Here is a 21,070-nt window from a genome sequence, read left to right as displayed (position 1 = left end):
GACGAGTGCGCACCCTGGTGCTCGGCGGTATCCGATCGGGTAAATCCCAGTGGGCCGAAACGACCATTGCACACGCCGCCGAAGGGGCGCCGGTCCGTTATGTGGCCACCGGTCGCGCCGCCGACGGCGATGCGGCCTGGGCCGGCCGGATCAGCGCACATCGGGCCCGTCGTCCCGGGCATTGGCGCACCGTGGAGACGACCGACCTGGCCGCCGATCTGGGTGAGGTACCGGCCACCGCAACGCTCGTCGACGACATCGGCGGCTGGCTCACCGCGACCATGGACCGGCTGGATGCCTGGACCGGAACACCGGTGGGCCCCGAAGCCGACGACCTCGTGCAGGCGGTCGCCGCATTCGCCGCTCCCCTGGTCTTGGTCAGCCCGGAGGTCGGGCTGACCGTGGTCCCCGCGACCGAGGCGGGACGCCGGTTCGCCGATGAACTGGGCACGGTCAATCAGCGCCTGGCCGCGGTGTGCGACCGCGTGGTGCTGGTGGTGGCCGGCCAACCGCTCACGGTGAAGGAGCCGTCATGACGGAATCGGATGCGCTCTTCGCCCCGGTCACCGCACCGGATGCCGAGGTGGCCGCGGCGGCGTGGGACCGCCAAGCCCAGCTCACCAAGCCGCCCGGTTCGCTCGGCCGGCTGGAAGAACTCGCGGTCTGGGCCGCCTCGTGCCAGGGTGTGTGCCCGCCGCGAGCGCTCACCCGGGCACGCGTGGTGGTCTTCGCGGCCGACCACGGCGTCACCGCCGCGGGCGTTTCGGCGTTCCCCTCCGCAGTGACCGGCCAGATGGTGGCGAACTTCGACGCCGGTGGGGCCGCGATCAACGTGCTGGCCGAGGTGGCCGGAGCCACTGTGCGGGTCGCCGACATCGCCGTCGACTGCGATCAACCGCTGTCGCCTGCGATCGGCGCCCACAAGGTGCGCCGCAGCTCCGGCAACATCGCGGTGGAAGATGCACTGAGCGCCGAGGAGGCGGCGGCAGCGGTGGAAGCAGGCCGCCAGATCGCCGATGAGGAGATCGACGCCGGCGCCGACCTGCTCATCGCCGGCGATATGGGCATCGGAAATACCACGGCTGCAACAACTTTGGTGGCAGCACTGACCGGTGCCGAACCTGTCGTCGTGGTGGGCCGCGGCACCGGTATCGACGACCTCGGCTGGATGCGCAAGACCGGTGCGGTACGCGACGCGCTCTACCGAGCCCGCACCGTGACCGGCGATCCGCTGGGCCTCTTGCGGGTGTGCGGCGGTGCCGACCTGGCCGCGATGGCCGGGTTCCTGGCCCAGGCTGCGGTGCGGCGCACGCCGGTTCTGCTGGACGGACTGGTGGCGACGGCCGCGGCCCTGGTGGCCGAGAACCTGGCACCGGGCGCGCGGGCATGGTGGCAGGCCGGTCATCGGTCGACCGAACCGGCCCACAGCCTGGCGCTGTCCCAGTTGGGGCTGGAGCCGATCATCGACCTCGGCATGCGTCTGGGCGAAGGTACCGGCGCCGCGGTGGCGCTGCCGATCGTGCGGGCCGCGATCGCCACACTGGCCTCGATGGCAACTTTTGACGAGGCCGGAATCTCCGAAGAAGCGCCATGATTTCCGCACTCGGCGGGGCCTTCGCCTTCGGCACGGTGCTGCCGGTGAGAACTTCGGCCGGTATCGGCCGAGGCGCGCTCACCGCCCTGCCGGTGGTCGGTCTGACGCTCGGCGCACTGGCGGCCGCGGTGGTGGCCGGTGGCCAGTGGGCCTTCGGTACCAGCAGTGCACTGCCCGGCGTGGTGGCGGTGGCCGTCCTTCTGCTGACCACCCGCGGGCTGCACATCGACGGGTTCTGCGACACGGTCGACGGTCTGGGGTGCTACGGCCCACCGGAGCGGGCACTGGCGGTCATGCGCGACGGGTCGGCCGGACCGTTCGGCGTTGCCGCGGTGATCGTGGTGATCGGTTGTCAGGCAATGGCATTCAACCAGCTCGGTGCGGTAGCAATCGTCGTCGCCGTCGCCGCGGGCCGCGTCGCGGCAGTCCTCGCCTGCCGCCGTTCGGTGCCCGCGGCGGTCGGCAGCTCGCTGGGGGGCGCCGTGGCGGGCAGCCAATCGCCGGCCCTGGTGGTCGCGTGGGTGATCGCCGTCGCCACGACGGCCGTATGGGCTGGCCCACGAATGTGGCAGGGCCCGGTCGTGGTGCTGGTGGCGGTGGGCTGTTCGGCGCTGCTGGTCGCCCACTGCGTGCGGCGGTTCGGCGGTATCACCGGCGACGTGTTGGGCGCCGCCGTCGAGGTGACGACGACGCTGGCCGCGCTCGGCCTGGCGATTCGCTGATCTGCGGAGGTATCGCCGCCACCGCGGCCTGCACGGCCTGCCACTGCTCCTGCAGTTCGGCGCGTCCCACTGCCGGCGGCGGAAACTCCGGGACGGCGCCCAGCCGCTTCTCGACCCGCCTGCGATCGGCGGCCCACGCGGCCCGGAGTACCCGCCGGGCCCTGGTCAGATAACCGGTCAGTTTCCTGCCCGGCACCGCACCCAGGTCGGCGGGCAACCGCTCGGCCCAGTCACCCAGTTCCGCCGGGACCACTTCGGCGACCCGGGCGGGTGGAGCCGGATGCAGTGCCGCCGCCTTGGGCCCGAACAGTTCGGGATGCAGGTATTTACCCCGCTCGCCGTCGGGCTTGCGCTGCTCGGGGGTGACCCGATTCGCCTCGGCCCAGGCATCTTTGCGCACCCCGGTGACCTGCCAGCACACCTTGACCCGACCGGTGTCGGTGGCGATCGTGAACGCATTGTCCTTGATCTCCTCGGAGACCACCGCCTGGCTGAAGGTGCCGATCACGGTCAGCTGGTAGCGGAAGTCCCGGTTGAGTGCCTCGAAGTACGACGGCAGCTTCACCCGCGCCCGCCCGGACCGGTCCGTGGTCACCGTGCCGCTGTAGACGTTGAGCATGTCCGGGGACTCGACGAAGGAGTGCGACAGATACCGGTTCGCCGGATCGGCCGGGTGATCGACGGTGAACCCGCCGCCACTCTTGCTGAGAAACCCCGTCACCCGCACCCGTCCCACGAACAGCCCGGCGAAGCCGTTGGCACATTGACCGCGGACGGCTGCCACGTCGGGGTTGCGCCGACTGTCGGCGAAGGTGAAGCCCTCGACGCCGTTTCCGATCACGCTGAGACCCGAGACCCCGCCACCGGGGTCGGCGGAGAAATGCACGCCGGACACCCCGTGACCGGAACCGATGGTGAGGCCGGTCGTGCCGTCGGAGGACAGGCTGACTCCGCGCACACCTGCGTCGTCGTCGCTGCTGCCTCGGACGCCGGTGCCGCTGCGGCTGTGTCCGGAGACTCCGGACCCGGTCGAATCCGCGACGACGTGCCGTCCCGACACCCCGGAGACCCCGACGCCGTAGGTGAGACCGGCAATGGCATCGGTCGCCTGGCTGACGCCGTACACGCCGGGACCGTTGCTACTGGTGCCCAGTACCCCCATGGTGTTGTCGCCGGTGCCGAATACGCCTGGGGCACTGCCGCCGTCGGCGAAGCTGATACCCATGACACCGGCATTGTCACCGCTGGTGCCACGCACCCCGAAGCCATCGATACTGCTGCCGATCACCCCGGTTGCACCACCCACGAAGCCGGTGACTCCGTTGCCGCCCGTGGTGCTGGAACCGAACACCCCGTGTGAGTCGTCGGTGGGGCTGAAGGTCACCCCGAGCAACCCCGAGGCCGAGGAGCTGCGCGCCAGAACACCTGGCGCCTGCAAACTTTCGCCGATGACACCGTTTCCGGCGGGACTGCGGCCCACCACACCGGGACCGTCGGCGCCGTGACCCTCGACGCCGGCGGGCGGATCGATGGGCACGGTGGTGCCGCTCGGCAGAACCCCACTGCTGCCGAACACGCCGCCGCCGATATCGGAATCACCCCACACGCCGACCGGCACCGCCGCACCGTTCTCGTCGACTGGTTGCTGCCCGCTGTTGGCCGGATCGAATCCCGCTACGAGTGCCATGACGGCCTCCCCCAAATTGACTGCGCAGGTCAGATCAATTCTGCGCGCACCTCACGTCATTCGGGGAGAAACCGCTAGTTCAGCCGGGACATCCACCCGTGCGTATCGGCGAAGGTGCCCCGCTGGATCCCGGTCAGGGTGTCGCGTAGAGCCATGGTGATCTCGCCGGGTTGTCCGTCGGCGATGGTGAACTCGCCGTCCGCGTACTTGACCCTCGACACCGGGGTGATCACCGCGGCGGTCCCGCAGGCGAACACCTCGGTGATCTCGCCGGCGGCGGCCTTCTTCTGCCATTCGTCGACGTCGATCTTGCGTTCTTCGACCGCGAAGCCGGCGTCGGTGGCCAACTGCAGCAAGGATTCTCGCGTGATTCCCGGCAACAGCGAGCCGGACAGCTCCGGTGTGACGAGCCGGGCCGAACCGCCGCTGCCGAAGACGAAGAACAGGTTCATGCCGCCCATCTCTTCGACGTAGCGGCGCTCGATCGCGTCCAGCCACACCACCTGGTCGCAGCCGTTGTCGGCGGCCTGAGCCTGAGCCAGCAGTGAGGCCGCGTAGTTGCCGCCGAATTTGGCCGCGCCGGTGCCGCCGGGTGAGGCGCGCACGTACTCGTGTGACAGCCACACACTGACCGGTTTGACGCCGCCCTTGAAGTAGGCCCCGGCCGGTGAGCCGATCACCAGGTAGCGGTACTCGTTGGCCGGACGCACACCCAACCCCGGTTCGGTGGCGATCACGAACGGCCGCAGGTACAGCGACTCCTCACCACCGGCGGCGGGCACCCACTTCTCGTCGGCCGCGATGAGCTGACGAAGCGACTCGATGAACACGTCCTCGGGAAGTTCCGGGATGGCGAGCCGCCGCGAGGAGGCACGCAACCGCTGCGCATTGGACTCCGGCCGGAACGACACGATCGAGCCGTCCGCCCACCGATAGGCCTTGAGCCCCTCGAACACTTCCTGCGCGTAGTGCAGGACGATGGACGACGGGTCGAGTTCGATCGGCCCGTACGGGATCACCCGTGCGTCGTGCCAGCCCTGCCCGGCGGTGTAGTCGATGGCCACCATGTGGTCGGTGTGGAACTTGCCGAAGCCGGGGTTGGCCAAGATCGATTCGCGTACCGCATCGGTCGCCGGATTCGCATTGGCTGAAACCGTGAACTCGAGATGGCCGCTAGTCATGCAGCGATTGTATCGCCCGAGGCTAACGTGTTTTCGCGGCCACAAACGGTGGCTTGACCACTTCGCACTCGACAGCGCGGCCACGCACGTCCACACTCACCCGCTGCCCGTCGGCGATGTCGTGGGCAGTGTCGATGAGCGCCAGTGCGATACCGACTTTCAGCGACGGCGAGAACGTCCCCGACGTCGTGGTGCCGATCCGGGTGTCCCCGTCGAGCACCGCGAGATCGGCGCGCAATACCCCGCGGCCGACCGCTTTGAGGCCGCGCAGCACGCGTGCCGGGCCGGCCTGCTTCTCGGCCAGCAACGCATCGCGCCCCCAGAACGCATCCTTCTTCCAGCCGATCGCCCAGCCGCAGCGGGCCTGCAGCGGCGAGATGTCCAGCGACAGCTCGTGACCGTGCAGCGGGTAGCCCATCTCGGTGCGCAGGGTGTCGCGGGCACCCAGGCCCGCGGGTTCTCCGCCAGCCGCGCGCACCGCCGCCACCAGGGCGTCGAACACCACGCCGGCGCGGTCCCAGTCCGGTAGCAGCTCATAGCCGTGTTCACCGGTGTAACCGGTGCGGCAGACCCGCACGAACACGCCGTCGTAATCCGCGTCGACGTAACCCATGTAGTCCATCTCGGTGGGCAGCCCGAGCGCGGCCAGTACCTCGGTGGATTTCGGCCCCTGCACCGCCAGCACCGCATACGAGCGGTGCTCGTCGGTGATGGTGAGCCCGTCGGGAGCATGCTTTTTCAGTTCGGCGACCACCGCGGCGGTGTTGGCGGCGTTGGGCACCAGGAAGATCTCGTCGTCGGAGACGTAGTAGGCGATCAGGTCGTCGATAACCCCCGCGGCGCCTCCGTTTTCTGTGCAGCACAGGGTGTACTGCGCCTTACCCGGTCCGATCCGGTTCAGGTCGTTGGTAAACGCCGAGTTGACGTAGGCAGCCGCACCGGGCCCTTTGACCAGGGCCTTTCCCAGGTGGCTGACGTCGAACAGGCCGACGGACTCGCGGGTGGCGTTGTGCTCGGCGACGGTCCCGGCATAGGACACCGGCATCAGCCAGCCGCCGAACTCGGCAAAACTGGCCCCCAGTTCGCGGTGGCGGTCTTCCAACGGGCCGTGCAGCAGGTCGTCACTCACGAGTTCACCCTAATCTGCCTGCCCGATCGGGCCACCAAACTGCACACTGGACTGGTGGTCGATTTCGATGCACTGGCAGCCGCCGGGATTGCCGACGCTCGTGGGCGCGCCCCGCTCATCGAGTACCTCGACAGGCTGGGTTTCACTGCTGAGCAGATGATCGAGGCGGAGTCCCGGGGCCGGTTGTTCGGACTGGCCGGGGATGTCCTGCAGTGGTCGGGCCCACCGGAATACTGTCTGGCCGACGTGGCCGCCGAGATCGATGTCCCGCTGGAAGACGTGCAGCGGGCGTGGGCCGCGCTGGGTCTGACCGTGTCCGGTTGCGATGTGAGGACCCTGAGCCGGGCCGATGTGGAGACCTTGCGCACCTGGGCGGAGCTGCGGGTGCTGGTCGGCGACGTCGAGGCCACCGGCCTGCTGCGGGTGATCGGTTCGGGTATGGCCCGCCTGGCCGAAGCGCTGTCGTCGATGAGCCGGGCCAGTACGCCCGACATTCAGCTCAACATCACCCACGATGAGCTCACCACCGCCAAGGCGTACCGGGTCGCGGCCGGATTCATCCCGCGGATCGGCTCGATGATCGACGCCGTGCACCGCCACCATGTGATGAGCGCACGCAGCTATTTCGAGCATGTGGCCCGCGACGGATCTTCGGATGTGTTGTGTGGCATCGGTTTTGCCGATCTGTCGGGGTTCACCGCGCTCACCCAGATGTTGACCAGTACCGAACTGTCGGCACTGCTCAACGAGTTCAGCGCCATCAGCACCGAGGTCGTGCACGCCGCCGGTTGTCGCGTGGTCAAGTTCATCGGGGACGCCATCATGTGGGTGGGCTCCGAGCCCGCCGAACTGCTCCAGGTTGCCATCGACCTGGTAACTCACCCACGGGCCGCCGACGCCCACCTGCAGGTGCGGGCCGGACTTGATTTCGGCGAGGTGCTGGCCATCGGTGGCGATTATTTCGGTAACCCGGTGAATCGGGCGGCCCGTCTCGTCGCCGCCGCCGCACCCAGCCAGATCCTGGTATCCGAACCGCTGTGTGGGCTCCTCGACGAGCGGGCGTTCGCCGCGGCTCGCTCGCTGACACTGAAGGGTTTCGACGCACCGGTCACGGCGTATCCGCTGCGTCTAGGGTGGGCGGGGTGAGCCCCGCAAATCCCGGTTACCAGGTTCCCAACGTCACCGTCAGTGCGTCGCTGCCCAAACGCAGGAGCGACGCCGTGCTGATCGTTCCCGTGGTCAGCGGACCCGATGACGACGCAACCGCCACCGTCGTCGGCAACCCGTTCCTCGACGCCGAGGCGGTCGGCGAGATCGAGGTCGCGCTCAAGGCCCTCGGCGCGAAGGGTGGCACCGACCAGGTCACCAGGGTGCCCGTGCCGTCGCTTCCGGTCGCCAGCGTGCTGGTTGTCGGCCTCGGCACGCCCCGCGACGAGTGGCCCGCCGATGCGATCCGCCGGGCTGCCGGTACCGCGGCGCGGTCACTGAACGGCACCGAGAAGGTCATCACCACGCTGTCCCACATCGATCTGGAAGCCGCCGTCGAGGGCCTGATCCTGGGCGCCTACCGATTCAGCGACTTCCGTAGCGCCAAGACCGCACCGAAAGACGCCGGCCTGACCGCGGTCACCGCGCTGACCGCCGACACCACGGCAGCGACGAAGGCGCAGGCACAGCGCGCGGTAGACATCGCTTCGGCGGTCGCGATTGCCCGCGACTTCGTCAACACCCCGCCCAGCCACCTGTTTCCCGACGAATTCGCCAAGCGGGCAAAGACTTTGGGTGAGTCTGCCGGGCTTGAGGTCGAGGTGCTCGACGACAAGGCCCTGACCAAGGCGGGCTACGGCGGCATCGTGGGGGTCGGCAAGGGGTCCTCGCGTCCGCCGCGTCTGGTGCGACTGACCCACCGGGGCGGCAAGAAGAGCAAGCGCGTCGCGCTGGTCGGCAAGGGCATCACCTTCGACACCGGCGGCATCTCGATCAAGCCGGCGGCCAATATGCACCACATGACCTCGGACATGGGTGGTGCGGCGGCGGTCATCGCGACCGTGGTGCTGGCCGCCAGGCAGAAACTGCCCATCGAGGTCATCGCGACCGTGCCGATGGCCGAGAACATGCCGTCGGCGACCGCGCAGCGTCCGGGCGACGTGCTCACCCAGTACGGCGGGATCACCGTCGAAGTGCTCAACACCGACGCCGAGGGCCGACTGATCCTGGCCGATGCCATCGTGCGGGCCTGCGAGGACGACCCCGATTACCTGATCGAGACCTCGACGCTGACCGGCGCCCAGACCGTCGCGCTGGGCTCTCGCACACCGGGTGTCATGGGCAGCGAGGAGTTCCGCGACCGGGTTGCGACGCTGTCGCAGGCCGCCGGTGAAAACGCCTGGGCCATGCCGTTGCCCGAGGAACTCAAGGATGATCTGAAGTCCTCGGTGGCCGATCTGGCCAACGTCAGCGGGTCCCGCTATGCCGGGATGCTGGTCGCGGGCACCTACCTGCGCGAGTTCGTCGCAGACGGAGTCCAGTGGACGCACATCGACATCGCCGCCCCTGCCTACAACACCGGGGGCGCTTGGGGTTACACCCCCAAGGGCGGCACCGGAGTCCCGACGCGCACGATGTTCGCGGTCCTGGAAGATATCGCCGCGAACGGCTAGTCATGTTCCCGCCCAACGTGAACAAGATGGCGAGATTTCTCCAGAACCTGGCCATTTTCTTCACGTTGGGCGCAGCTGTCGCCGGCTGTTCGGGCTCACCGGACCCGCCGCCCGCGGCTCCACCCAGCACGACGATGTCGACGACGCACCCGCCGGCATCCACACCCGCCGCCCCGGTCGGCGCGCAACCCCGCCTGGCTGCGGACCCCGTCCGGCTGGCCGACGACCTCGTTGCCGACGAGCGGGCACTGCGCGACCCGTCGACTCCGGAGCCGGCGCTGACGCAGGCCGCCCGCCGCCAACAGGTCGCCTACCGGGCGATCGGCCGTCACCCCGAATGGGACGGGATCATCCGTCCCCGGATCCCCGGCGAACTGGTCGCGTTCTATGACCGCAATGTCGACGCGCGGCGGCAGCTCGCCACCCTGGCCCACCCCAAGGACACGCTGCCCGCGTGGCGCATCAACCCGCCGCCCCCGGCCGACATGCTGGTCAGCGCCTACCGCGACGCCGAAGCCGCCTCCGGTGTGGACTGGCATTACCTGGCCGCGATCAACCTGATCGAGACGCACTTCGGCAGCGTGGCCGGTGACAGCACGGCCGGGGCACAGGGCCCCATGCAGTTCATGCCGTCCACCTTCGCGGCGTACGGCCTGGGTGGTGATATCCACTCACCTCGGGACAGCATCATGGCTGCCGGGAATTACCTGGCCGCCAACGGTTTTGCGGACAACCCCGACCACGCCCTGTTCCGGTACAACAACGCCGACGCGTACGTGCGAGCGGTCACCGACTATGCCACCGCGATGGCCGCCGATCCCGCGGCATTCGGCGCGTTCTACCGCTGGGACGTCTATTACGTCTCCACCGCCGGTGACGTGCTGCTGCCCATCGGGTATGCCGCCGAATCGCGGATCCCCGTCGGCGAATACCTCACCGCGCATCCGCAGTAGCGGTTTACAGCGAGCCCGAACGCGCCGCCCGGCGCAGTACCGAGGGCACCACCCGTGCCACCCCGTATGCCGCATAGGCCTCCGGGGTGACGGGGCGGATCGCCTTGTCGTTGCGGACGGCCGCGACGATGGCCTTGGCCACCTTGTCCGGGCCGTAGCGCCGCGCGGCGAACATCTTCTTGGTCTGGGCCCGCAACTGCTCGACCTGGCCCTGCTTCTCGGCTGGGACGTCGAAGCGGGTGGTGTCGATGATGTTGGTGTCGATCATGCCCGGGCAGATCGTGGTCAAACCGACTCCCGCCGAGTTCAATTCGGCGCGCAGGCAGTCGGAGAACATGAAGACCGCCGCCTTGCTCGTGGAGTAGGCGTTCATCGATGCCGATGGCGAATAGGCGGCCATTGACGCCACGTTGACGATGTGGCCGCCGGTACCGCGGTCCACGAGGCGGCGGGCAAATGACCTGCAACAGTTGACGACTCCACCGAAGTTCACATCCAGTACCCGGTCGTACTGATCGGCCGGGGTGTCCAGGAACTTACCGCCGTGGCCGATCCCGGCGTTGTTGACGACCACATCGGGGATGCCGTGCGTACTGCAGACCCGGTCGACGAAGTTCTCCACCGCCTCGGCGTCGGACACGTCGAGGCCGTAGGCATGTGCCACCCCACCGCGCGCCGCGATCTCGCCTGCGGTGTTCTTGGCCGAAATCTCGTCGATGTCGCTGACCACGAGTTCGGCACCTTGCGCGGCGAACGCCAGCGCGGTGGCACGGCCGATACCGCTGCCCGCACCGGTCACCGAAACCAGGGTGTCGCTGAAGGATTCGCGTGACCGGCCGACCTGAGCGCGTCGCAGCGCACGGGATGCGGGAGCGCCCTCGATGTGCTCGATCAACTCGGCCGTCGCATTGGCGATGGCGTGCCAGTGCGAGAACGGGGCCCAGTGCCCGGCGTTGAGGTCACGACGCCACAGCAGCGGCACCCACTTGGACTCTTCCTCGAAGCCGTGCCCACGCACCACGGGATCGTGGTCGTTGCAGATCAACTGCACCGGCACTGTCACGTTGTGATCGCTGCGCAACGTCGTGAACGAGCGAATCGCGTTGGCACGGTAGATCTTCAGCCCGTTTGCCGCATCGATGTCGAGCGTCTCGGACTGGAACTTGGGGCCTGCGGTGTCGATGGCCTGCAGCCGACGCGCCGCACCCCGCCGCATCAATGCGGGCGCGGCGACCGGGACCGAGAACGGAATCCAGTAGCTGAACCGCGATGCCAGGTTCACCGCCTTGGCGAACCGGATCGGCCGGTAGGGGCGCGCCAGGCGGCCACGCACGAACGACCCGTAGTGATCGGTGCTCGGCCCCGATACCGACGTGAACGAGGCCACCCGTTCGGAGGCCTCCGGCCGGCTCAGGTACTCCCACACCCCGACCGACCCCCAGTCGTGGGCCAACACGTGAACCGGGCGTCCGGGGCTCACGGCGTCGATCACCGCGGACAGGTCGTCGGCGAACCGGTCCATCCGGTAGGCCCTGACCGGCTTCGGCACATCCGAGGCCCCTGCCCCGCGGTTGTCGTACCGCACGATGTGGAAGCGGTCCTCGAGCTCTCCCGTGACGCCGTTCCACAGCACATGCGAGTCCGGCCATCCGTGGGCCATGACGAGCGTGGGGCGCTGCCGATCCCCCTGTTCGTACACCGCGATGCGGGTTCCGTCCGGGCTGTCGACGAAGCGCTGCATGGTCCACCCTCCACGAGGTATCTGTGACGAACAGTATCCAATACCGGAGGTACCGGTTGCTTCGACTCTAGCGGTCGTCGAGTTCCCGGTACACCGCGCGCCGGCGTTCGATGCGACGACGAGCGTCGTAGTCCCGCATCCGTTGCGGATACCCCACCTTCTGCACGTCATACACGGGGATCTGGAGGCGGTCGCTGAGCCGGCGCGCACCCACCTCGCCGCCCGTTCGGCGCCGGGTCCATTCCCCGTCGGCAGCAACGAGCACGACAGTCACCTCGGTGACCGTGGTGCGGGGCTCGACGAATGCCTCCACCCCAACATGGCCGGCTGCCCAGCTTTGCAGATACTGCAGGTCCCCGGCCTGGTCGCTGTCTGATCCGCGCGCCGACCGGCTTCGGCGAAACGTATCGAACAGGCCCAACGGACGAATCTCCTCAGCTCTGGGCAAGTTCGGCGAACCGCCCTGCAAACCCTCACCCGATAGTGCCAGAGAATCAGCAACCCTGAGTGAGTGCGAATGGTGCTGCAGTGACAGGATGGGTCCGACAATCCACCTAGGTGCCGCACCCGGTGCACCTAGCTGTGGTAAGCCAGAGTTCGAGTCGTCACAAGTGACCGTCCGAGGAGTCAATACACATGGCCATCTCCGTCCAGATGCCCGCGCTAGGTGAAAGTGTCACCGAGGGGACCGTCACCCGTTGGCTTAAACAGGAGGGCGACGCCGTCGAACTCGACGAGCCGCTGCTGGAGGTGTCCACAGACAAGGTCGATACCGAGATCCCGTCGCCCGCCGCGGGTGTGTTGACGAAGATCGTCGCCCAGGAGGACGACACCGTCGAGATCGGCGGCGAGCTCGCGGTCATCGGCGAGGCCGGCGAAACCCCCGCTGCCGCCCCGGAACCGGAATCCCAGCCCGAACCCGAGCCGGAGCCCGCCCCGGCCGCACCCGAGCCCGCCGCTCCTGCCGTCCAGGAGCAGGCCGCCCCCGCCGCGCCGGCGGCCCCGGCCCCTTCCGGGTCGGCCACCTCCGTCGTGATGCCCGAGTTGGGCGAATCTGTCGCCGAGGGCACCGTCACCCGGTGGCTCAAGAAGGTCGGCGATTCCGTCGGTGTCGACGAGCCGCTGGTCGAGGTGTCCACTGACAAGGTCGACACCGAGATCCCGTCCCCGGTGGCCGGCACCCTGCTGTCGATCAGCGCGGAGGAGGACGACATCGTCGCGGTCGGCGGCGAGCTGGCCAAGATCGGCGACGCGTCCGCCGCGCCGGCAGCTGCTCCCGCTCCCGCTCCCGCAGCGCCCGCTCCGGCAGCCCCGGCCCCGGCTCCCGCGCCTGAGCCCAAGCCGGAACCGAAACCCGCACCAGCACCCGCCGCCACCCCGGCTCCCGCTCCGGCGGCACCGGCACCCGCACCGGCAGCCACCCCCGCCGCCGGCGACGGCTCGCCGTACGTCACCCCGCTGGTCCGAAAGTTGGCCACGGAGAACGGTGTTGACCTCACGACGGTGAAGGGCACCGGCGTCGGTGGCCGCATCCGCAAGCAGGATGTGCTCGCGGCGGCCGAGGCCAAGAAGGCTCCCCCGGCTCCCCCGGCACCGGCAGCTCCTGCCGCGGCCGCGCCCGCCGCCTCGGCTGCACCGGCCCCGGCCCTGGCGCACCTGCGCGGAACCACGCAGAAGGCCAACCGGATTCGCCAGATCACCGCGAAGAAGACCCGCGAATCGTTGCAGGCGACTGCGCAGTTGACCCAGACCCACGAGGTCGACATGACCAAGATCGTGGCGTTGCGGGCACAGGCGAAGGCCGACTTCGCCGAGCGCGAGGGGGTCAATCTCACCTACCTGCCGTTCATCGCCCGCGCCGTCATCGACGCTCTGAAGGTCCACCCGAACATCAACGCGAGCTACAACGAGGACACCAAGGAGATCACCTACTACGACGCCGAGCACCTCGGCTTCGCGGTCGACACCGACCAGGGTCTGCTCTCCCCGGTGATCCACAACGCCGGTGACCTGTCGCTGGGCGGGCTGGCACGCGCCATCTCCGACATCGCGGCGCGAGCCCGGTCGGGCAACCTCAAGCCCGACGAGCTGTCCGGCGGCACGTTCACCATCACCAACATCGGCAGCCAGGGTGCGCTGTTCGACACCCCGATCCTGGTGCCGCCGCAGGCGGCGATGCTGGGCACCGGGGCGATCGTCAAGCGTCCGCGGGTGATCTCCGATGCCTACGGCAATGAGTCGATCGGTGTGCGCTCGGTGTGCTACCTGCCGCTGACCTACGACCACCGACTGATCGACGGCGCCGACGCCGGCCGGTTCGTGACTACCATCAAGCGCAGGCTCGAAGAAGGTGCTTTCGAAGCCGATCTCGGGCTGTAACAGCTGTTAGGAGGGGCTCCCCACTGTGGCGGATGCCGTCATCGCGATAGCGGGATCATCCGGTCTGATCGGTTCGGCGCTGGTCTCAACGCTGCGCGCCGCCGATCACCGGGTGCTCCGGATCGTACGCAGGGCACCATCGAACGGCGACGAGCTGTTCTGGAACCCCGACACCGGGGAGTTCGACGCGTCGGCGTTGTGCGGTGTGGACGCGGTGGTGAACCTCTGCGGGGTCGGCGTCGGCGAGAAGCGTTGGTCGGGCGCCTTCAAGCAGAGCCTGCGCGACAGCCGGATCGATCCCACCGAGGTGCTCGCGGGCGCGGTAGCCGATGCCGGGGTGCCAGTGCTGATCAATGCGAGCGCCGTGGGTTACTACGGCGACACCCGGGACCGGGTGACCGACGAGTCCGCACCCGAAGGACGCGGGTTCCTGGCCGGGCTGTGCGCCGACTGGGAGGCGGCCACCGCGCCGGCGGTCGCTGCCGGCTCTCGGGTGGTGCTGCTGCGCTCCGGACTTGTCATGTCCCCGGCGGGCGGCATGGTGAACCGGCTCAGACCGCTGTTCTCACTGGGCCTGGGCGCCCGCTTGGGCAACGGCCGGCAGTACATCCCGTGGATCAGTCTGGAGGACGAGGTCCGCGCGGTGTTGTTCGCGATGGCGAACGAAAGCCTGTCGGGTCCGGTCAATCTCACCGGGCCGGCTCCGGTGACCAACGCCGAGTTCACGGCGGCACTGGGCCGGGCCCTCAACCGGCCCACGCCGGTGATGGTGCCCGGTTTCGCGTTGCGCACGCTGCTCGGCGAGTTCGCCGACGAAGGACTTCTCATCGGCCAGCGCGCCATTCCCGCCGCGCTGGAACGCGCCGGTTTCACCTTTCACCACAACACCGTCGGCGAGGCACTGGCCTACGCCACCGCGACCAAAGACCTGTGACCGAGGTCAGGGAGCGGCCGGGGCGTAGCGTCGACACTGTGGCATCCATCCGCTCGACCGCGGCTCCCGTCGATGTGCGGCACCTGGGCAGGGTCGACTACGAAGCCGCCTGGGCGCTGCAGCGCGAGATCGCCGATGCCCGGGTCGCCGGCGGTCCTGACACGCTGCTGCTGCTTCAGCACCCGGCCGTCTACACCGCGGGTAAGCGCACCGAGCCGCACGAACGCCCGGTGGACGGCACACCCGTCGTCGACACCGACCGCGGCGGCAAGATCACCTGGCACGGTCCCGGACAGCTGGTCGGCTACCCGATCATCGGGCTGACCGAGCCGCTGGATGTGGTGAATTTCGTTCGGCGCCTTGAGGAAGCACTGATCAGCGTGTGTGCGGATCTCGGACTGCAGACCGGCCGCGTCGAAGGGCGCTCGGGTGTGTGGGTGGCCGGCGACGCCGAGGCGGGCCGCGAATCCGGCCTGAGGCGACCGGCCCGCAAGGTCGGGGCGATCGGCATTCGGGTATCTCGGGCGACGACGTTGCACGGGTTCGCGCTGAACTGTGACTGCGATCTATCGGCGTTCTCGTCGATCGTGCCGTGCGGGATCGCCGATGCCGGCGTGACATCGTTGACTGCCGAACTCGGCCGCCACATCACCGTCGAGGATGTGACCGACCGCGTCGCCGCCGCGGTGTGCGACGCGCTGGACGGACGGCTGGAAGTAACTCTGAACGTAGGATGACCCTGTGACTGTGGTGCCTGAAGGTCGGAAACTGCTGCGTCTGGAAGTGCGGAACGCGCAGACGCCCATCGAACGCAAGCCACCGTGGATCAAGACCCGCGCCAAGATGGGCCCGGAGTACACCGAGCTCAAGGGGTTGGTGCGCCGCGAAGGCCTGCACACGGTATGCGAAGAGGCGGGCTGCCCCAACATCTTCGAATGCTGGGAGGACCGGGAAGCCACCTTCCTGATCGGCGGTGAGCAGTGCACGCGCCGGTGCGACTTCTGCCAGATCGACACCGGCAAGCCGGCCGAGCTGGACCGTGACGAGCCGCGCCGCGTCGCCGAGAGCGTGCAGGCGATGGGTCTGCGCTACTCCACGGTGACCGGGGTGGCCCGCGACGACCTGCCCGACGGCGGGGCCTGGCTCTACGCCGAGACCGTTCGCTACATCAAGCGACTCAACCCGAACACCGGCGTGGAACTGCTGGCGCCGGACTTCAACGGCGACCCCGACCAGTTGGCAGAGGTTTTCGAATCGCGCCCAGAGGTGTTCGCGCACAACGTCGAAACGGTGCCGCGCATCTTCAAACGCATCCGTCCGGCGTTCCGTTACGACCGCAGCCTGGCGGTGATCACCGCCGCCCGCAACGTCGGTCTGGTCACCAAGTCGAACCTGATCCTCGGCATGGGCGAGACCATCGAGGAGGTGCAGACCGCGCTGCGTGACCTGCACGACGCGGGCTGCGACATCGTCACCATCACCCAGTACCTGCGGCCCTCCCCGCGTCACCACCCGGTCGAACGCTGGGTGCACCCCGACGAGTTCGTCGAGTTGTCGAGCTATGCCGAGGGCCTCGGATTTGCCGGCGTGCTGGCCGGACCGCTGGTGCGGTCGTCCTATCGTGCGGGCCGGCTCTATGCCCAGGCCGCGCGGGTTCGGTTCGCGGATCAACCCCCCGTATCCTGAACCAATGGCGAAAAACCGCAATGCCGCAGAGACCAAGGCGGCAAAGGCCGAGGCGAAGGCTGCCCGTAAGGCGGCCTCCAGACAGCGGCGCAGTCAGCTGTGGCAGGCATTCCAGATCCAGCGCAAAGAGGACAAGCGTCTGCTGCCGTACATGATCGGCGCGTTCGTGCTGATCGTGGCCGCCTCGGTGGTCGCCGGTCTGCTCATCGGCGGGTTCACGATGTACACGATGATCCCGCTCGGCGTCGTGCTGGGCGCGCTGGTCGCGTTCATCATCTTCGGCCGCCGGGCCCAGAAGTCGGTGTACACGAAGGCCGAGGGTCAGACGGGTGCCGCGGCCTGGGCACTGGACAATCTTCGCGGCAAGTGGCGCGTCACCCCTGGTGTCGCGGCGACCGGTCATTTCGACGCGGTGCACCGGGTGATCGGCCGGCCGGGTGTGATCTTCGTCGGTGAGGGTGCGGCCAATCGGGTCAAGCCGCTGCTGGCCCAGGAGAAGAAGCGCACCGCACGTCTGGTCGGCGATATCCCGATCTACGACATCGTGGTCGGTAACGGCGAGGGTCAGGTGGCGCTGTCCAAGCTTGAGCGCCACCTGAACAAGCTGCCGGCGAACATCACGGTCAAGCAGATGGACTCGATCGAGTCCCGGCTCGCCGCTCTGGGCACCAAGTCCGGCCCGGCCGGGATGCCCAAGGGCCCGCTGCCCGCCGGCGCGAAGATGCGCGGTGTGCAGCGCACCGCCCGCCGCAAGTAACGCGCGCGCTTGGGCCGAACCCGCCTAGCGGCGCACCACGGCGGTGAACGTCAGCCGGTCGTGCAGACCACGCATGTCGGTGTCGGACACGAGCGGCGGGATCACCAGCGCAATCAACACCACCCGCAGAAACGCCCGGACGGTGCCGATCCCGTCGCGGCCGTCGGCCGGCACCACGACCAGACCTACCGCGAGCTGACCCGGGGTGAACGAAAACAGCCGCACGGCGATCGTTCCCAGCACCATCCAGATCACCAGCACCGCTGTGGAGAGCATCGGCAGCGAAATCAGGCCCAGGGCCATCACCAGACCCGCCAGCCCGTAGGCCACCAGCCAATCGATCAGGAGCGCACCGACCCGCCGGCCCATGCGGGCAATCGAGCCGGGGCCGGATTCGGGCAAGCCGAGGCGTTCACCGGAGTATTTACCCCGGCCATCCTGGGTGTCCTCGCCGTCACCGGCGTCGAACGGTCCTGGTCCGGACAGCCAAGTTCCCATCGTGCGCGCCATAGGGTCAGAATAGGCTGGTCCGGTTGAGTGGCGGTGAGTAGCTCACGTCACAGCGAACGGCCATCGCGTAACTTGCGCGCAACATATGGTTGACGACTGCGCAACATCGTGTCCTTAGCGTCAACCCGCGGGTTACCAGTAAAGGAGAACACTGAAGTGGCAGAAAAGACGTCCGACGACATCTTCAAGCTGATCAAGGACGAAAATGTCGAGTACGTCGACATTCGCTTCTGCGATCTGCCCGGCGTCGTCCAGCACTTCTCGATCCCGGCGTCCGCGTTCGACGCGAGCGTCTTCGAGGACGGTCTCGCGTTCGACGGCTCGTCGGTGCGCGGTTTCCAGTCGATCCACGAATCCGACATGATGCTGCTGCCGGACCCCGATACCGCGCGCATCGACCCGTTCCGCGCCGCCAAGACGCTGAACCTGAACTTCTTCGTGCACGACCCCTTCACCCGTGAGGCGTACTCACGCGACCCGCGCAACGTGGCCCGCAAGGCGGAGAACTACCTGGCGAGCACCGGTATCGCCGATACCTGTTTCTTCGGTGCCGAGGCCGAGTTCTACATCTTCGACTCGGTGAGCTTCGACTCCAAGATGAACGGCACCTTCTACGAGGTGGATTCCGAGTCGGCGTGGTGGAACACCGGCGAGCCCTTCGAGGCCGACGGCGGTCCCAACCTCGGTTACAAGGTCCGCCCCAAGGGCGGCTACTTCCCCGTGGCGCCGTATGACCACTACGTCGACCTGCGCGACGAGATGTCGACCAACCTGACCAACGCCGGGTTCACCCTGGAGCGCGGCCACCACGAAGTGGGCACCGCCGGCCAGGCCGAGATCAACTACAAGTTCAACACGCTGCTGCACGCAGCCGATGATGTGCAGCTGTTCAAGTACATCATCAAGAACACCGCATGGCAGAACGGCAAGACCGTCACCTTCATGCCCAAGCCGCTGTTCGGTGACAACGGTTCGGGCATGCACGCCCACCAGTCGCTGTGGAAGGACGGCAAGCCGCTGTTCCACGACGAGTCCGGCTACGCCGGCCTGTCCGATCTGGCCCGCCACTACATCGGCGGCATCCTGCACCACGCCCCGTCGCTGCTGGCGTTCACCAACCCGACGGTGAACTCCTACAAGCGTCTGGTGCCGGGCTACGAGGCTCCGATCAACCTGGTGTACAGCCAGCGCAACCGGTCGGCCTGTGTGCGTATCCCGATCACCGGCAACAACCCGAAGGCCAAGCGCCTCGAGTTCCGCTGCCCGGACAGCTCGGGTAACCCGTACCTGGCTTTCGCGGCCATGCTGATGGCTGGCATCGACGGCATCAAGAAGAAGATCGAGCCGCTGGCCCCGGTCGACAAGGACCTCTACGAGCTGCCGCCGGACGAGGCCGCCAACATCCCGCAGGCCCCGACCTCGCTGGCCGCCGTGATCGACAAGCTCGAAGAAGACCACGAGTACCTGACCGAGGGTGGCGTGTTCACCGAGGACCTGATCGAAACCTGGATCTCCTACAAGCGGGAGAACGAGATCCTGCCGATCCAGATCCGGCCTCACCCCTACGAGTTCTCGCTGTACTACGACGTTTAGGTCGGCTCGCCGACGCGACGTTTAGGTCGGCTCGCCGACGCGACGTTTAGGTCGGCTCGCCGACGCGACGTTTAGGTCGGCTCGCCGACGCGACGTTTAAGTCGTCCGACGAAAAGGCCGGGTGGTTCCCTTCGGGGCCACCCGGTTTTTCGTATCGGCAGCGGGCATCGATTTCCACCCCTGGGTCGCTGATATTCGACAGGCACAGCCCCGGTGCAGAAAGCGAGCTGCTCCCCCGCACAATGGGCCCATGCGTGTACTGGTGCAGCGGGTGAGCGCTGCGAGCGTTTCGGTGGACGGACAGATCGTCGGTGCCATCGACCCGCAACCGCAGGGGCTGCTCGCCCTGGTCGGCGCTACCCATGGCGATGACACCGCCAAGGCCCGGCGGATGGCCGAGAAGCTCTGGCAGTTACGAATCCTCGATGACGAGAAATCCGCATCCGACGTTGCCGCCCCCATCTTGGTGATCAGTCAATTCACGCTGTATGCCAATACCGACAAGGGCAGGCGCCCGTCCTGGAATGCCGCGGCGCCGGGGCCGGTGGCCGAACCGCTGGTGGTCGAATTCGCCAGCGCGCTCAGGCAGTTGGGCGCGGTGGTGGAAACGGGAGTTTTCGGCGCGGATATGCAGGTGGAACTGGTCAATGACGGCCCGGTAACGGTGTTGCTGGAGCTGTGAGTTTCCTGACCGTCTGAGCGTATTGTCGGCCCATGACGACCAATCTGGACACCCGACTCGGCTCGCTTTCGCCCGCCGTCATCAGCTTGTTCCGTGTCGTGCTCGGCTTTATGTTCGCCGTTCATGGGGCCTCGAAACTCTTTGCCTGGCCTGTCGATTCAGGAGCCGGCGCCGTGCCGGTCGGCAACTGGCCGTACTGGTACGCCGGCGTCATCGAGTTGGTGCTGGGCCTGCTGATCATGGTGGGGCTGTTCACCAGGATCGCGGCGTTCCTCGCCTCGGGCCAGATGGCGTTCGCCTACTTCACCGAGCATCAGCCGAAAGGCCTGTTGCCGATAGAGAACGGTGGCGAACCCGCCGTGCTGTTCTGCTTCGGTTTCCTGCTGCTCGCTGCCATCGGTGGCGGCGCTTACGCATTGGATGCGGCGCGCAGTAAGCGCTGACCGAGTCGCTCACCCCCGCCCGGGAATCCTCAGCCGATGACCTTCGTGTAGAACTCCGGGCGCGGGTCGCCCTCAAAGTACGCATCGACCTCATTGCGGAGCACGTCATGTTCCTCGCTGTTGTGCATCGCCAGGAATGTCTCCAAGCTCTCGTGCATCACGACTGAGGCGTAGTTTCCGCCCTGATTCGGTTCCAGCAAAACCCGACTGATGAATCCGGGGTACTTCGAGAATGCCTCGTTGGACCGGGCGAACCATTCACGGAACTCAGCATCCTTGCCGTCCTTGATCTTCGGCAGACGAACGAGGGTGTACAGCATTTCCCAACTCCTTTGTCCGGATCCGGTTCTTACATCCACCCTACATTTGTCGTAGGCGGATCAGCCCGATCAGGTAAAAAGCTTTGGGCGCAACGCTGT

General features: G+C 67.7%; 21 protein-coding genes. 14 read left to right on the top strand and 7 right to left on the bottom strand.

Translation table 11 applies throughout. The features are described 5' to 3' along the window. Positions 1–5: 5 nt before the first annotated feature. The 3 genes from G6N44_RS01365 to G6N44_RS01355 are packed head-to-tail and all read left to right on the top strand — an operon-like array spanning position 6 to position 2,316. Positions 6–536, top strand: coding sequence for a bifunctional adenosylcobinamide kinase/adenosylcobinamide-phosphate guanylyltransferase (locus G6N44_RS01365; RefSeq protein ID WP_163660462.1), 531 nt, complete (start codon positions 6–8; stop codon positions 534–536). Next, on the top strand, positions 533–1,594 hold the full coding sequence (gene cobT, locus G6N44_RS01360; protein ID WP_163660460.1) for a nicotinate-nucleotide--dimethylbenzimidazole phosphoribosyltransferase: 1,062 nt from the start codon (positions 533–535) through the stop codon (positions 1,592–1,594). Before G6N44_RS01365 ends, cobT begins: the two co-directional genes overlap by 4 nt. Beyond that, positions 1,591–2,316, top strand: a complete 726-nt coding sequence (locus G6N44_RS01355) for an adenosylcobinamide-GDP ribazoletransferase (protein WP_163660458.1) — start codon at positions 1,591–1,593, stop codon at positions 2,314–2,316. The genes cobT and G6N44_RS01355 overlap by 4 nt, the downstream gene beginning before the upstream one ends. Here the strand turns inward: G6N44_RS01355 and G6N44_RS01350 are convergent. The 3 genes from G6N44_RS01350 to gcvT form a co-directional block, all read right to left on the bottom strand. After that, entirely contained in the window at positions 2,243–4,003 is a 1,761-nt protein-coding gene (locus G6N44_RS01350; protein ID WP_163660456.1) for an autotransporter outer membrane beta-barrel domain-containing protein, read from the bottom strand. The two genes, G6N44_RS01355 and G6N44_RS01350, sit on opposite strands and share 74 nt — an antisense overlap. Before the next feature lie 74 nt (positions 4,004–4,077). Next, on the bottom strand, positions 4,078–5,184 hold the full coding sequence (locus G6N44_RS01345) for a branched-chain amino acid aminotransferase (RefSeq protein WP_163660454.1): 1,107 nt from the start codon (positions 5,182–5,184) through the stop codon (positions 4,078–4,080). Between the two features lie 22 nt (positions 5,185–5,206). Beyond that, a complete protein-coding gene (gene gcvT, locus G6N44_RS01340) occupies positions 5,207–6,313 on the bottom strand; it encodes a glycine cleavage system aminomethyltransferase GcvT (RefSeq protein WP_163660452.1) in 1,107 nt (368 codons plus the stop codon). Between the two features lie 54 nt (positions 6,314–6,367). Here gcvT and G6N44_RS01335 point away from each other — a divergent pair, with 54 nt between their 5' ends. From G6N44_RS01335 to G6N44_RS01325, 3 genes are read left to right on the top strand one after another with little or no spacing between them, the layout of a single operon-like run. After that, entirely contained in the window at positions 6,368–7,459 is a 1,092-nt protein-coding gene (locus G6N44_RS01335) for an adenylate/guanylate cyclase domain-containing protein (protein ID WP_235682914.1), read from the top strand. Continuing rightward, positions 7,447–8,973 carry a leucyl aminopeptidase gene (locus tag G6N44_RS01330; RefSeq protein WP_163660448.1) on the top strand — a complete coding sequence of 509 codons (1,527 nt, stop codon included), beginning with the start codon at positions 7,447–7,449 and terminating at the stop codon, positions 8,971–8,973. The genes G6N44_RS01335 and G6N44_RS01330 overlap by 13 nt, the downstream gene beginning before the upstream one ends. A gap of 26 nt (positions 8,974–8,999) precedes the next feature. Continuing rightward, a complete protein-coding gene (locus tag G6N44_RS01325) occupies positions 9,000–9,926 on the top strand; it encodes a lytic transglycosylase domain-containing protein (RefSeq protein ID WP_163660446.1) in 927 nt (308 codons plus the stop codon). 4 nt (positions 9,927–9,930) lie between these two features. On the opposite strand, the gene G6N44_RS01320 is transcribed toward G6N44_RS01325, so the two are convergent. After that, the gene (locus G6N44_RS01320) at positions 9,931–11,667 is read right to left on the bottom strand and encodes an SDR family oxidoreductase (RefSeq protein ID WP_163660444.1); all 1,737 of its coding nucleotides are present in this window, start codon (positions 11,665–11,667) and stop codon (positions 9,931–9,933) included. 67 nt (positions 11,668–11,734) lie between these two features. Beyond that, positions 11,735–12,088 carry an oxidoreductase gene (locus G6N44_RS01315; RefSeq protein WP_163660442.1) on the bottom strand — a complete coding sequence of 118 codons (354 nt, stop codon included), beginning with the start codon at positions 12,086–12,088 and terminating at the stop codon, positions 11,735–11,737. 215 nt (positions 12,089–12,303) lie between these two features. Here G6N44_RS01315 and sucB point away from each other — a divergent pair, with 215 nt between their 5' ends. From sucB to G6N44_RS01290, 5 genes are read left to right on the top strand one after another with little or no spacing between them, the layout of a single operon-like run. Further along, the gene (gene sucB / locus G6N44_RS01310) at positions 12,304–14,046 is read left to right on the top strand and encodes a 2-oxoglutarate dehydrogenase, E2 component, dihydrolipoamide succinyltransferase (protein WP_163660440.1); all 1,743 of its coding nucleotides are present in this window, start codon (positions 12,304–12,306) and stop codon (positions 14,044–14,046) included. 25 nt (positions 14,047–14,071) lie between these two features. Then, positions 14,072–14,980, top strand: coding sequence for a TIGR01777 family oxidoreductase (locus G6N44_RS01305; RefSeq protein ID WP_163660438.1), 909 nt, complete (start codon positions 14,072–14,074; stop codon positions 14,978–14,980). Positions 14,981–15,018: 38 nt separating this feature from the next. Next, positions 15,019–15,717 carry a lipoyl(octanoyl) transferase LipB gene (lipB, locus tag G6N44_RS01300; RefSeq protein WP_163660436.1) on the top strand — a complete coding sequence of 233 codons (699 nt, stop codon included), beginning with the start codon at positions 15,019–15,021 and terminating at the stop codon, positions 15,715–15,717. A gap of 4 nt (positions 15,718–15,721) precedes the next feature. After that, positions 15,722–16,666 carry a lipoyl synthase gene (gene lipA, locus G6N44_RS01295; RefSeq protein ID WP_163660433.1) on the top strand — a complete coding sequence of 315 codons (945 nt, stop codon included), beginning with the start codon at positions 15,722–15,724 and terminating at the stop codon, positions 16,664–16,666. 4 nt (positions 16,667–16,670) lie between these two features. Beyond that, positions 16,671–17,423: a DUF4191 domain-containing protein gene (locus tag G6N44_RS01290; RefSeq protein ID WP_163660430.1), complete on the top strand. Its 753-nt coding sequence runs from the start codon at positions 16,671–16,673 to the stop codon at positions 17,421–17,423. A gap of 24 nt (positions 17,424–17,447) precedes the next feature. On the opposite strand, the gene G6N44_RS01285 is transcribed toward G6N44_RS01290, so the two are convergent. After that, a complete protein-coding gene (locus tag G6N44_RS01285) occupies positions 17,448–17,933 on the bottom strand; it encodes an RDD family protein (protein WP_179964458.1) in 486 nt (161 codons plus the stop codon). 156 nt (positions 17,934–18,089) lie between these two features. On the opposite strand from G6N44_RS01285, the gene glnA reads away from it, so the two are divergent. The 3 genes from glnA (at position 18,090) to G6N44_RS01270 (ending at position 20,651) form a co-directional block, all read left to right on the top strand. After that, positions 18,090–19,526 carry a type I glutamate--ammonia ligase gene (gene glnA / locus G6N44_RS01280; RefSeq protein ID WP_163660428.1) on the top strand — a complete coding sequence of 479 codons (1,437 nt, stop codon included), beginning with the start codon at positions 18,090–18,092 and terminating at the stop codon, positions 19,524–19,526. A 250-nt stretch (positions 19,527–19,776) separates the two neighbouring features. Then, complete coding sequence (dtd, locus tag G6N44_RS01275; protein WP_163660426.1) at positions 19,777–20,208, top strand: D-aminoacyl-tRNA deacylase; 432 nt, start codon at positions 19,777–19,779, stop codon at positions 20,206–20,208. 32 nt (positions 20,209–20,240) lie between these two features. Beyond that, positions 20,241–20,651: a DoxX family protein gene (locus G6N44_RS01270; RefSeq protein ID WP_163660424.1), complete on the top strand. Its 411-nt coding sequence runs from the start codon at positions 20,241–20,243 to the stop codon at positions 20,649–20,651. A gap of 29 nt (positions 20,652–20,680) precedes the next feature. On the opposite strand, the gene G6N44_RS01265 is transcribed toward G6N44_RS01270, so the two are convergent. Further along, on the bottom strand, positions 20,681–20,971 hold the full coding sequence (locus G6N44_RS01265) for an antibiotic biosynthesis monooxygenase family protein (protein WP_163660422.1): 291 nt from the start codon (positions 20,969–20,971) through the stop codon (positions 20,681–20,683). Positions 20,972–21,070: the final 99 nt, after the last annotated feature.

The sequence above is a fragment of the Mycolicibacterium alvei genome, assembly GCF_010727325.1.
GTDB lineage: Bacteria > Actinomycetota > Actinomycetes > Mycobacteriales > Mycobacteriaceae > Mycobacterium > Mycobacterium alvei.
Note: the sequence above shows the minus strand (reverse complement) of the source record. Positions and strands in the feature narration are given on the sequence as shown.

Excerpts from the sequence above, each read along its gene's own strand:
- cobT (WP_163660460.1), top strand. The coding sequence starts at position 533 with ATGACGGAATCGGATGCGCTCTTCGCCCCGGTCACCGCACCGGATGCC.
- G6N44_RS01355 (WP_163660458.1), top strand. The coding sequence starts at position 1,591 with ATGATTTCCGCACTCGGCGGGGCCTTCGCCTTCGGCACGGTGCTGCCG.
- G6N44_RS01350 (WP_163660456.1), bottom strand. The coding sequence starts at position 4,003 with ATGGCACTCGTAGCGGGATTCGATCCGGCCAACAGCGGGCAGCAACCA.
- G6N44_RS01345 (WP_163660454.1), bottom strand. The coding sequence starts at position 5,184 with ATGACTAGCGGCCATCTCGAGTTCACGGTTTCAGCCAATGCGAATCCG.
- G6N44_RS01325 (WP_163660446.1), top strand. The coding sequence starts at position 9,000 with ATGGCGAGATTTCTCCAGAACCTGGCCATTTTCTTCACGTTGGGCGCA.
- G6N44_RS01320 (WP_163660444.1), bottom strand. The coding sequence starts at position 11,667 with ATGCAGCGCTTCGTCGACAGCCCGGACGGAACCCGCATCGCGGTGTAC.
- sucB (WP_163660440.1), top strand. The coding sequence starts at position 12,304 with ATGGCCATCTCCGTCCAGATGCCCGCGCTAGGTGAAAGTGTCACCGAG.
- G6N44_RS01290 (WP_163660430.1), top strand. The coding sequence starts at position 16,671 with ATGGCGAAAAACCGCAATGCCGCAGAGACCAAGGCGGCAAAGGCCGAG.
- G6N44_RS01285 (WP_179964458.1), bottom strand. The coding sequence starts at position 17,933 with ATGGCGCGCACGATGGGAACTTGGCTGTCCGGACCAGGACCGTTCGAC.
- dtd (WP_163660426.1), top strand. The coding sequence starts at position 19,777 with ATGCGTGTACTGGTGCAGCGGGTGAGCGCTGCGAGCGTTTCGGTGGAC.
- G6N44_RS01270 (WP_163660424.1), top strand. The coding sequence starts at position 20,241 with ATGACGACCAATCTGGACACCCGACTCGGCTCGCTTTCGCCCGCCGTC.
- G6N44_RS01265 (WP_163660422.1), bottom strand. The coding sequence starts at position 20,971 with ATGCTGTACACCCTCGTTCGTCTGCCGAAGATCAAGGACGGCAAGGAT.